General features: G+C 52.4%; 14 protein-coding genes. 11 read left to right on the top strand and 3 right to left on the bottom strand.

The window, feature by feature from the left end; genetic code table 11:
- The 10 genes from B5D40_RS15630 to B5D40_RS07115 form a co-directional block, all read left to right on the top strand.
- On the top strand, window positions 1–440 hold a 440-nt coding region (locus B5D40_RS15630; RefSeq protein WP_078776359.1), incomplete at its 5' end, for a hypothetical protein.
- Window positions 437–760 (top strand): hypothetical protein, encoded by a 324-nt coding sequence (locus tag B5D40_RS07145; RefSeq protein WP_078776008.1) that lies wholly within the window; start codon window positions 437–439, stop codon window positions 758–760. The genes B5D40_RS15630 and B5D40_RS07145, both read left to right, overlap by 4 nt.
- Window positions 757–1,236: a hypothetical protein gene (locus B5D40_RS07140; RefSeq protein ID WP_078776009.1), complete on the top strand. Its 480-nt coding sequence runs from the start codon at window positions 757–759 to the stop codon at window positions 1,234–1,236. Before B5D40_RS07145 ends, B5D40_RS07140 begins: the two co-directional genes overlap by 4 nt.
- A complete protein-coding gene (locus B5D40_RS07135; RefSeq protein ID WP_078776010.1) occupies window positions 1,233–1,742 on the top strand; it encodes a hypothetical protein in 510 nt (169 codons plus the stop codon). Before B5D40_RS07140 ends, B5D40_RS07135 begins: the two co-directional genes overlap by 4 nt.
- Entirely contained in the window at window positions 1,729–2,049 is a 321-nt protein-coding gene (locus B5D40_RS15910) for a hypothetical protein (RefSeq protein ID WP_078776011.1), read from the top strand. Before B5D40_RS07135 ends, B5D40_RS15910 begins: the two co-directional genes overlap by 14 nt.
- Window positions 2,046–2,219, top strand: coding sequence for a hypothetical protein (locus tag B5D40_RS15625; RefSeq protein WP_158222078.1), 174 nt, complete (start codon window positions 2,046–2,048; stop codon window positions 2,217–2,219). Before B5D40_RS15910 ends, B5D40_RS15625 begins: the two co-directional genes overlap by 4 nt.
- Window positions 2,216–2,404, top strand: a complete 189-nt coding sequence (locus tag B5D40_RS15275) for a hypothetical protein (RefSeq protein ID WP_143394366.1) — start codon at window positions 2,216–2,218, stop codon at window positions 2,402–2,404. The genes B5D40_RS15625 and B5D40_RS15275 overlap by 4 nt, the downstream gene beginning before the upstream one ends.
- Window positions 2,368–2,694, top strand: a complete 327-nt coding sequence (locus B5D40_RS07125) for a hypothetical protein (protein WP_143394367.1) — start codon at window positions 2,368–2,370, stop codon at window positions 2,692–2,694. The genes B5D40_RS15275 and B5D40_RS07125 overlap by 37 nt, the downstream gene beginning before the upstream one ends.
- 9 nt (window positions 2,695–2,703) lie before the next feature.
- Window positions 2,704–2,913, top strand: coding sequence for a helix-turn-helix domain-containing protein (locus B5D40_RS07120; RefSeq protein ID WP_078776013.1), 210 nt, complete (start codon window positions 2,704–2,706; stop codon window positions 2,911–2,913).
- A gap of 10 nt (window positions 2,914–2,923) precedes the next feature.
- The gene (locus B5D40_RS07115) at window positions 2,924–3,925 is read left to right on the top strand and encodes a tyrosine-type recombinase/integrase (protein ID WP_078776014.1); all 1,002 of its coding nucleotides are present in this window, start codon (window positions 2,924–2,926) and stop codon (window positions 3,923–3,925) included.
- Here B5D40_RS07115 and B5D40_RS07110 read toward each other — a convergent pair.
- From B5D40_RS07110 to surE, 3 genes are all read right to left on the bottom strand, one after another.
- On the bottom strand, window positions 3,919–4,452 hold the full coding sequence (locus B5D40_RS07110; RefSeq protein WP_078776358.1) for a DUF7149 domain-containing protein: 534 nt from the start codon (window positions 4,450–4,452) through the stop codon (window positions 3,919–3,921). The genes B5D40_RS07115 and B5D40_RS07110 overlap by 7 nt on opposite strands.
- Window positions 4,453–4,619: 167 nt before the next feature.
- Window positions 4,620–7,310, bottom strand: coding sequence for a DNA gyrase subunit A (gyrA, locus tag B5D40_RS07105; protein WP_078776357.1), 2,691 nt, complete (start codon window positions 7,308–7,310; stop codon window positions 4,620–4,622).
- Window positions 7,311–7,331: 21 nt separating this feature from the next.
- On the bottom strand, window positions 7,332–8,102 hold the full coding sequence (gene surE, locus B5D40_RS07100; RefSeq protein ID WP_078776356.1) for a 5'/3'-nucleotidase SurE: 771 nt from the start codon (window positions 8,100–8,102) through the stop codon (window positions 7,332–7,334).
- A 39-nt stretch (window positions 8,103–8,141) separates the two neighbouring features.
- Here surE and hisS point away from each other — a divergent pair, with 39 nt between their 5' ends.
- Window positions 8,142–9,431 (top strand): histidine--tRNA ligase, encoded by a 1,290-nt coding sequence (hisS, locus tag B5D40_RS07095; RefSeq protein ID WP_078776355.1) that lies wholly within the window; start codon window positions 8,142–8,144, stop codon window positions 9,429–9,431.
- Window positions 9,432–9,434 lie beyond the last annotated feature (3 nt).

Raw genomic sequence — 9,434 nt, 5'->3', positions numbered from 1 at the left:
AAATGAAATTCGACGAGTCTAAAATTATCAACGCCCTGCACACAGACAGGGCAGTCGTAGGAAGCAAGGGATTCTTTGCGGACAAAATCATTGAGTTGAAACTAATGGTCGAAGAAGGCGATTGCATCCAAGAGCTGAAAGATGTAATCACCGAAGGATGCCCATATCCTTTCAAGTCTGACGCTGGAAACTTTTTCGACTTCTTCTACCCTGTCGAAATCGCGAAGAGAAAGAAACTGGTTTCGTTTACTTGGGAAGACCGTGAAATGCTGCGGGGGAAGTGGTATCGAAAAAAAGGCAAAGAAAACGAGTATACAATAACTCTATTAAACCGCTTTTCCGATGGAACATTTGGCATTGACGCAATTCCTGCGGAAAACTTCTTAACTGATTGTGAATTTCTCGACGGCTCGCCTTGCGGCAAGGAGGTGGAGGAATGAAGCCCGAAAAACTGAACAAGTTCATCGCCCAGATGAAAATCGAGCTTGCCGAGGCCGAGTCGAAGCACCCGCACTTCGCGGACGGATTATCCGAGCGTTCAGCAGGGAACGTGAAATTTAACCTTAAAGCAATGAGGGAAAAGAACGGGAAGCCCCCCTACATGGCCGACAGAATCATTTTAGAGGAAGTCTTTGAAGCTATCGAGGCATACCAGAAAGAAGACCTAGTCCCCGCCATGCTGGAACTCGCCCAGTGCGGGGCGGTGATTCTCCGCACTATGGAAATGCTGGAAAACGAAATAGAGGAGAAAGAACCATGACAAATTACATGACCGTAAACGAAGCCGAAATATACGAATTGAACGTACGTCTTTGGCGCATCAAACAGGCAATCGAAAAGCCTACAAAGGATTTGGGGTGCCCTAAACTGGATGCCGAAATCATGAAGCTGCGTTACAAGGCGACAAAATTTCTTCGGGACGTTCTTTTTATGCAGCAATACGTTTGGGAATGCGCTTCGGAAGAAGAAGAAAAATCTTGGAACGACAGGACGCCAGACCCGAAAGAACTTGTCAAAGAGTTCGATTTGCCCGTCGATGAAAAGCTGGCGGAAAGCATGTATAAGGACGAACTCGATGTCTGCGGAGAATTTGGGCCAGGCAATCATTTCCTGTCTATCTACGACCCTATGGACTGGTGGAAAGATTTGCCGGATGAACGCAAAAAGGAATTTCACGAAAACGCCAAGAAGTTTCTTGAAAAATCCAGAAAGATGATGGCGGAGGGTGCGAAATGACCGCAATAAAAACCGAAGAGGAACGCGCACGGCTGGACGAGCTGTACGCGCTCGTGGAAGCGGAAATGGACCATTCCGCCGGAGCTGGCGAAACGCCCGAAAAAGCGGAAGCCGGAAAATGGCATGAGCCGTTCGACAACACCCGCAGCGACGAAGGAATCAGGCGGTTCAAAAACAGCTTCCCGGACAACCCGCCGAAGGATGTCGCCGTGAACGTCCGCAGCTTCATCCACAATGGACTGCTCGTGGGACGCCGAGAAAAGTATCTCGCCGCCCATTACCTGAAACTCTACGAGGACGTGTTCCGCGGCGTAATGGGCGAGAAACGGGAAATCCGCGAGGAGCTGAACCGGCTTTCCGGTTTCGCCATGGCGGTAATTCAACGCCTCGAGAATTGCGAAAGGGCGGCGCGCGAACAGGACAACCACCACTACTACAAGATTTTCGCGGATTCCGTCCGGAAGCTCGCCGACAAATTGCAGGGGGTCGCCGATGTCGAAAACTGACGATTTCTACAGACTTGCCGCATTGCGGGCGGCGGAAGGATTCTCTGCGAAAGCACCGGGAAAAACGAAAGACCAACGCTACTACGCCTCGCACAAGGAACAGTGCCAAGCGAAAGCGAAAGCGTACCGCGCCGCAAACAAGGAAAAGGAACGGGAACGCCAGAGGAAATGGAAAAAGGCGCACCCCGAAAAATACAGGGAAAACCAAAGGGAATGGAATCGCAAAAACCGCGATAAACGGAACGCCTACAAGCGGGAATGGCGACGCAAGAAAAAGGAAGCCGCCAAGGCGCAGGAGGCCGCATGACCGAAATCACCATCCAACAGGCGGCGGCATTCTTCGCTGCATTGGCCATCATAACCGTCGCGTTCGCAGTCGGCGAAATCGTCCGCAGGAAGGCCGCCAAAAAAAAAGGCAAGCAGTCCATCTACGACGAGTGGGAACGCCGCCAAAAGGCGACGAGGGGGCGCAAATGATACACGAGGAAAATGCGTTCAAGGCCGAAAAGAACCGGACGGCATACAACAACGCCGTACGCCGCCTGATGGCCCGTTTCCCGTGCTGGGACTGCTCCAGATTGGGGCATTCCAACGGCGGGCTTGCCGAATGCGCAAAGGCCGGGAAGTGCCTACGCAATTTCCCCGAGAGGAAGACCAAATGAGCGACTACGGATTCACCGGGGCTGGCGGCTACCCGCTGAACCACGAGCCGTACGCCGTCACCATCCCGCTGTCGGATTACGACGCGACTATGGAAGAGCTGCGGAAGCTCCGAAAAGAGGCCGAGGAACTGCGGTGCTGCGCCAACTGTCGGCATTCAGGGAAGAACCTCCCCGACATTCCGGGGCACCGGTGCGCAGAATGCCACGGCGGCGAGGCGTTCTGCATCGTGGACGAGAAATTCCACGACTGGGGCGACAGGTGCATAAACTGGGAAATGAAAAACAAATAGGAGACAAAAATGGAAAACATGATTGTAATAAACAACAGGCAATACATGGGAATCGACGAAGCGGCAAAGTCGCTCGGAGTCAGCGTACACCACGTCCGGCGAGAGATGTACAGGCAAAACATCCGCTACTTCAAGCACGCAAAAAGGGTCTTGTTTTTGCCCGAATGGCTTGACGAATGGGTTGAGCGGCAAATAGTCAAGCCGCGCCCGAGGAAATAGGAGGTTTGCCATGATAAGGCTATCGCTTTGCCAGCGTAACAAGGCACGCAAGATAATGACATGGTACGCCCGCATCTTCGACACGGAGAGCGGCAAAATCCGCTACGAGAGTCTAGGAACGGCAAAGAAGGCTGAGGCTTTTGAACGCCTTGCGGAGATGAAGGCGTCGGGCACGTTTTCCGGCGACGGCAAAAAACGCGTGACGTTCAAGGATGCGTTCGATACGTATATAAAGCATCTGGAAAGCAGGAACGCTAGCCATCACTCGATAAATCGGGCGCAATTCGTAGCTAGGACGATGAAAAGCGTCTGGACGCTCAACATTGCGGGCGTAGAAAAGAAAGCGCTTCTTGACGCCTTTGACGAAACGAGAACGGGAAAGAAGGCTAGTTCATATAACAACGAAAAAAACATCCTTAAGACGGCTTTGAAATATGCGATAGAAGTCTTTGACCTTGACATTCGCAATCCCGCGGAAATAATCAAGAGCAGGAAAGCGCAAATGGCGGAACGCGACTTCTGGACTCCCGATCAGATTGACCGCATTCTCGATAAGGCGCCGAGACCTACTTATCGCATCGTGTGGGCGCTAATGGCATTCGCAGGCCTACGCATCCACGAAGCGATAAAGGCAAAGCCCGAAGACATCATTGACGGTCACTTGTACGTAATTGGAAAAGGCAACAAGGCGGCAAAGGTTCCTGTTTCCTCACGTCTCAAAAAAGAGATAGAGATAGCCGGAGATGCCTGGAAGCCTTACGCAATAAACGCTCAACTGAAAGTACTAAAGAAGGCGGCTGCAACGGCTATCACCGAGGGGTTCCAGGGCGAGGCGACGAACCACCGATTCCGGCATTCTTTCGCAAGCAACCTTATCAGGTCTGGCGCTAACATCAAGGCGGTGCAGCTGCTCATGCGGCATTCCAACATCCAGATGACCCTTAACACGTACTCCCACTTATTGAACAGCGATTTAACAGATGAAATTGAAAAAATGTTCGGGAATTATTGACGCTTTGACTGGAAACTCGTATATTTGACATCGGAAAAGAACTTCATTGTTGTTCCATTATGGTAGTAACCCTCGCACATCGGTGCGGGGGTTCTTTTTTTTGTGCTCAAAAAAATGCTCACTTGTCCCGCAAGCATTGTAATTATTGACATTTTGCATTCCAGCATAAAGTAATACACCAGCTCCTGCAAGGACTTCACGTTGGGCTTTGACGCGCTGAACATTTCCGCTGCATTCGTCGGGGATTTCACTTCGATGATCACGGCGGGTTTTGCGTTGGTATCGTTCCCATTGAAAATCGCCAAGTCGATGGGACGCTTTACCTGCACCGAATAATCCGGCTCGAAAATCCCCCGCAGGAATTTCCAGATTTCCCCCTTGTGATATTCTTCATCCCGTTCGGGGTTGCGTTTTTTGGACAAGTTCACAAGCGACGTGCTGAACCGCTCCATATTTTCAACGGACACAGGCAATTTCAAAAATGCGGAATTGACGGACTTTTTCGGATGGATAAAATGGATAGACATACAAGGGAAATATAAGTTAAAATGGGGAGAAAACTGTTGCATCCCAAAGGCGCAATTTCCTTTCTGCGCCCCTTGAATCTACAGTCTATAAAACAAAAAATCCTATGCATTCCGGCAGCGGAGAGAGCCGCTGAAGTCGTGCACAGGATTTCAAAAAGAAATGCGCTTTAGTTTTCGGATTCGCCGTCCGCAGGGTTTTCCGGAGTGGGGACATCCTCGGCAATTTCTACCGGAGATTCTCCTTCCGAGCTTTCCGCTCCAGCTTGCGCCTCGACACTTTCCTGTTCGATATCGTCATCGCTAGGCAATGCCGTCGCATCCTGAACCTTGTCATTTTCTGCCAAGGTAATCGCTTTTACGCCTTGAGAAACACGCCCGGTCAAACGGATGCTTTCTACAGGAATGCGAATCACTTGCCCTTCACGACTGGTGATAATCAAATCGTAGTCGTCGGCAACGCTATCGACAAATACGGCACAGCCCGTTTTTTCGGTGATGTTCAGATTGCGAACTCCCTTGCCGCCACGACGCGTAATGCGATACGCCGCCGGCTCAGAACGTTTGCCATAGCCGTTTTCGCTAATGGTCAGAACCTTGCGCTCGGATTTAAGCCACAACAGGGCTATCACTTCGTCAGCGTCCATCAAACGGATGCCCCGAACACCATGCGTCCCGCGTCCCATGGTGCGCAAGCTCGAAATCGGGAAGGTAATCGCCTGGCCGTTCTTTGTCGCCAGCATCAACAAGTCCTTCGCCATATTCGAACTGTCCACCGGTTCGTCGGCGGATTCCACATCGGATTCTTCCACTTCGGCAACATTTGCATCGTCGTCGATGTCTTCGCCACGGGCAGAAGCTTCCATTTCTTCGGCGGTGACGCCCACCAAGAGGACCTTCACCAGTTCGTCTCCTTCGTCCAGGGAAATCGCATTGACTCCCGAACGGCGCGGATTCGAGAAGACCTTCAAATCCATCTTGTTGATAACGCCATTTTTAGTGGCGAAAACGAGGCAATTATAGCCGCCGAATTTGCGCACGGGGACAATCGCCGAAACTTTTTCGCCCGTAGTCAGATTGACAAAATTGACAATCGGTCTGCCCTTGCCGTTCCGCGAACCTTCCGGCAGGTTGTACACTTTTGTCCAATAGACCCGACCTTTATTCGTAAACACGAGAAGGTAGCTGTGGGTGCTCGCCGTGAAAATCGACTGGATATTGTCTTCGTCCTTAAGGCCTGCACCGATGATTCCCTTGCCGCCGCGATTCTGCGCCTTGAAAGTCCCGATGGGAAGCCGCTTCACGTAGCCTTCTCGGCTCAAAGTGATCACCTGCTCCTCTTCCGGGATCAAGTCTTCGGAATCGTAGTCCTGCACGGCGTTTTCTATCGAAGTACGACGTTCGTCCCCGAACTTTTCGGTAATCGCATCGAGGGTTTCCAAAAGAATCTGCACCCGGCGTTCCTTACGGGCGATGATGTCTTCCAAATCCTGGACCGTAATGACCAGCTGCTGGTATTCGTTTTCGAGTTTTTCGATTTCCAGCCCCGTGATGCGCTTGAGCTGCATATCCACAATGGCCTGCGCCTGGATGTCGTCAAACGCATATCTGTCTTTCAAATTCAGCTTGGCATCTTCGGTGCTCTTTGAATTTTTGATAATCGCAACGACTTCATCGACATTGCTGCACGCCACGCGGAGCGCTTCCAAAATGTGCATTCTGGCCTGCGCCTTTTTCAGATCGAACTGCGTCCGGCGAAGGATGACTTCCAAGCGGTGATCCACATAGTAGCGAATCATGTCCTTCAACGGAAGAAGGGTCGGCTGCGTCCGGTTCACCAGAGCGAGGTTGTAAATGCTGAACGTGTCTTCAAGCTGGGTGTACTTGTACAGGTTGTTCAGGACGATGTCGCCCTGGAAATCCCGCTTGATATCGACGACGACGCGCATCCCTTCCCGGTCGGATTCGTCGCGGATGTCGCTGATGCCATCGATTCGCTTGTCGCGAACCAGATCCGCCATGTTCTTGACGAGAAGAGCCTTGTTCACCATATACGGGATTTCGCTGATAATCAAACGTTCCCGGCCTTTGGCGTCCTTTTCAATTTCGACACGGGCGCGAACACGAACCCTTCCACGCCCCGTCAGATAAGCATCGCGAATACCCGCTCGACCGCAAATAATGCCGCCCGTCGGAAAATCCGGTCCCGAGACGTAATTCAAAAGTTCTTCGCCGGTAATGTCGTTGTTTTCACAATAGGCATGAATCGCCCGCGTGACTTCGCGCAAATTGTGCGGGGGGATGTTCGTCGCCATACCGACGGCAATTCCCGAAGAGCCGTTCACGAGCAAGTTCGGCAACGCAGCAGGAAGAACCAGCGGCTCGTCGAGAGTCTCGTCGTAGTTCTTGCCCATGTCCACGGTTTCTTTGTCCAAGTCGTCCAGCATCAATTCGCCGACTCGGGTCATCTTGGCTTCGGTGTAACGCATAGCGGCAGCACTGTCGCCATCGACAGAACCGAAGTTGCCCTGCCCGCGAACCAGCGGATAGCGCAACGAAAAATCCTGGGCCATCCGGACCAGCGTATCGTAAGCGGCGGCGTCCCCGTGCGGGTGGTATTTACCGATGACTTCACCGACAATACGCGCCGACTTCATGGTCGCCTTGTCCGCAGTCAGTCCCAGCTTGTGCATGGCGAACAGCACCCGGCGGTGCACCGGCTTCAGTCCGTCGCGAACGTCCGGCAGCGCACGAGCAACGATCACGCTCATGGAATAACGCAGGTAGCAGTCCTGCATTTCGCGTTCGATGAGGGAATCGTAATGCATTCCCGGAGTCAATTTTATTTTTTCATCAGCCATTGATTTTCCTCGATTTTTGTCTTAAAAATTCTGTTGAACAAGCCGAAATAGCGGGGAGAGGTCGCTTTCCAGGGTCTGATCCACCGTCATCGGCGTGATAGACGCATATCCCCTGTGCAAAGCCAGATCGTCCGAATTGGCGGCAAAGGTTTCGGGCAATTTGCAGCCATCCAAAAAGAATTTGCCGTCTTTTTTTTCGTAATGGTCCGTGAACATGGAAACGCTCTGCCTCGCCACCCGGTAGCCGGCAAAAGGCGCCTTCTTTTCGTCGGGAAAATTCACGTTCCAGAAAGAATGGGCGGGCATCGTGCGATAGAGCCGATCCTCGATGATTTTTTGCGCAAACCGCGCGGCCTCGTTTTCCATAACGGAAGTCGCCCCGAAACAGAGCGAGAGCGCAACCGCAGGGACACCCCAAAGCGCCGCTTCCCGAGCTCCGGCGACCGTTCCCGAATACAGCGACGAAACCCCCGCGTTCTCCCCGTGGTTGGGTCCCGAAAAAACGCACTCGATAGGGCGATCCTTGAAAAGCTCCTGCAAGCCGAACTTGGTGCAGTCCGCCGGCGATCCGTCCAGCGCATAAAAATCCGCCGGGATTTTGCCCGGAATTTTTTCCAGCGAATGCCCTGCAAAACCTTGAAAGGAATGCGAAACGCCGCTCTGTTCCGTCTTGGGAGCGACGACATAGACTTTAGCCACTTCCGAAAGCGCTCGCGCAAATCGTTCGAGATAGGCGCTTGTGTATCCGTCATCGTTTACAAGTAAAATTTCTGGTTTCGCATTTGTAGCCATTGCGCATTAAATGTAGAAAAATTCTACATTTGCGTGCGTATGAACAACCTCAAGATGCAGACTCCACCGCTTCCCAAAGGAACGCGCGATTTTTATCCCGAATCCATGCGGATTCAAAACTATATCTTTGACACTTGGCGCAAAGCCGCTCTCCGTTTTGGCTACGAAGAATACGAAGGTCCCATGTTCGAGCATCTGGAACTTTACACCGGAAAATCCGGCGAAGAAATCGTTAGCCAGCTCTACGATTTTAAAGACAAAGGCGACCGCCACATCGCGCTCCGCCCCGAAATGACGCCGACTCTTGCCCGTCTGGTCATTCAAAAGGGCAACTCCCTCCGAAAGCCGTTCAAATGGTTCAGCATGCCCCGCCTTTTCCGTTACGAACGCGCCCAGAAAGGACGTCTGCGGGAATTCTTCCAGCTGAATCTGGACATTATCGGCACAGAAAGCATCTATGCGGAAGCGGACCTGCTCTCGGCGATCGCCTCCATGCTCAAGGATTTCGGTCTCAAAGACGACGACTTTTGCATTGGCGTTTCCAGCCGAAAACTGCTGAACGCCTACCTTTCCGAAATCGGAGTCGCCGACGTTTCCAAAGTCTATCCCGTTCTGGATCGCCGCCTGAAAATCGAAAAGAAGGATTTTTACGCGGAACTTGCCGACGCGGGGCTTTCCGACGAGCAGACAAGCAAGCTCGACTCCCTGATGGACTGCAAAAGCATCGACGACGTCGCCGCCAAAATTCAAAGCGACGAATCGAAAGCCGCGCTCGACGAAATCCGGCAGCTCTTCCACACCCTCGAAGTTTCTGGAGCGGGAAACTCGGTCGCCCTCGACCTTTCCATTGTCCGCGGACTCGCCTATTACACCGGGATCGTTTTTGAAGTTTTTGACAAGGGCAAATCCATGCGGGCAATCGCCGGCGGTGGACGTTACGACAGCCTCACGGAAAAACTCGGCGGGCAGAAAGTCCCCGGGGTCGGCTTTGGCATGGGCGACGTCGTGCTGGCCAATCTCCTCGAAGAACGCGGCCTTCTCCCCTCTTCCAAACAATCCGTCGATTTTTTCGTAGCAAGCTTCACCAACGATCTGGACAAGATTTTTGCCGTAGCGAGCAAGCTCCGCAATCTGGGATTCAACGTCAATCATCCGCTTTCCGCGGCAAAGCTCGGCAAACAGATGGAACAGGCCAATGCCCAAGGCGCCAAAATCGTCGTCTATGTCGATGGCGACAAGGCTCCCGAAAGCGGATTCGAATACAAGATTCTCGCATCGGGAACTTCCGGCGCGGGCTCCATCCACGAAATCACGCAGCTTGTCAAATAGGGC

Origin of the sequence: Fibrobacter intestinalis (assembly GCF_900167415.1) — a bacterium.
GTDB lineage: Bacteria > Fibrobacterota > Fibrobacteria > Fibrobacterales > Fibrobacteraceae > Hallerella > Hallerella intestinalis.
Note: the sequence above shows the minus strand (reverse complement) of the source record. Positions and strands in the feature narration are given on the sequence as shown.

Excerpts from the sequence above, each read along its gene's own strand:
- gyrA (WP_078776357.1), bottom strand. The coding sequence starts at position 7,310 with ATGGCTGATGAAAAAATAAAATTGACTCCGGGAATGCATTACGATTCC.
- B5D40_RS07140 (WP_078776009.1), top strand. The coding sequence starts at position 757 with ATGACAAATTACATGACCGTAAACGAAGCCGAAATATACGAATTGAAC.
- surE (WP_078776356.1), bottom strand. The coding sequence starts at position 8,102 with ATGGCTACAAATGCGAAACCAGAAATTTTACTTGTAAACGATGACGGA.
- B5D40_RS07120 (WP_078776013.1), top strand. The coding sequence starts at position 2,704 with ATGGAAAACATGATTGTAATAAACAACAGGCAATACATGGGAATCGAC.
- B5D40_RS07145 (WP_078776008.1), top strand. The coding sequence starts at position 437 with ATGAAGCCCGAAAAACTGAACAAGTTCATCGCCCAGATGAAAATCGAG.
- B5D40_RS15910 (WP_078776011.1), top strand. The coding sequence starts at position 1,729 with ATGTCGAAAACTGACGATTTCTACAGACTTGCCGCATTGCGGGCGGCG.
- hisS (WP_078776355.1), top strand. The coding sequence starts at position 8,142 with ATGAACAACCTCAAGATGCAGACTCCACCGCTTCCCAAAGGAACGCGC.
- B5D40_RS07115 (WP_078776014.1), top strand. The coding sequence starts at position 2,924 with ATGATAAGGCTATCGCTTTGCCAGCGTAACAAGGCACGCAAGATAATG.
- B5D40_RS15275 (WP_143394366.1), top strand. The coding sequence starts at position 2,216 with ATGATACACGAGGAAAATGCGTTCAAGGCCGAAAAGAACCGGACGGCA.
- B5D40_RS07110 (WP_078776358.1), bottom strand. The coding sequence starts at position 4,452 with ATGTCTATCCATTTTATCCATCCGAAAAAGTCCGTCAATTCCGCATTT.
- B5D40_RS15625 (WP_158222078.1), top strand. The coding sequence starts at position 2,046 with ATGACCGAAATCACCATCCAACAGGCGGCGGCATTCTTCGCTGCATTG.
- B5D40_RS07135 (WP_078776010.1), top strand. The coding sequence starts at position 1,233 with ATGACCGCAATAAAAACCGAAGAGGAACGCGCACGGCTGGACGAGCTG.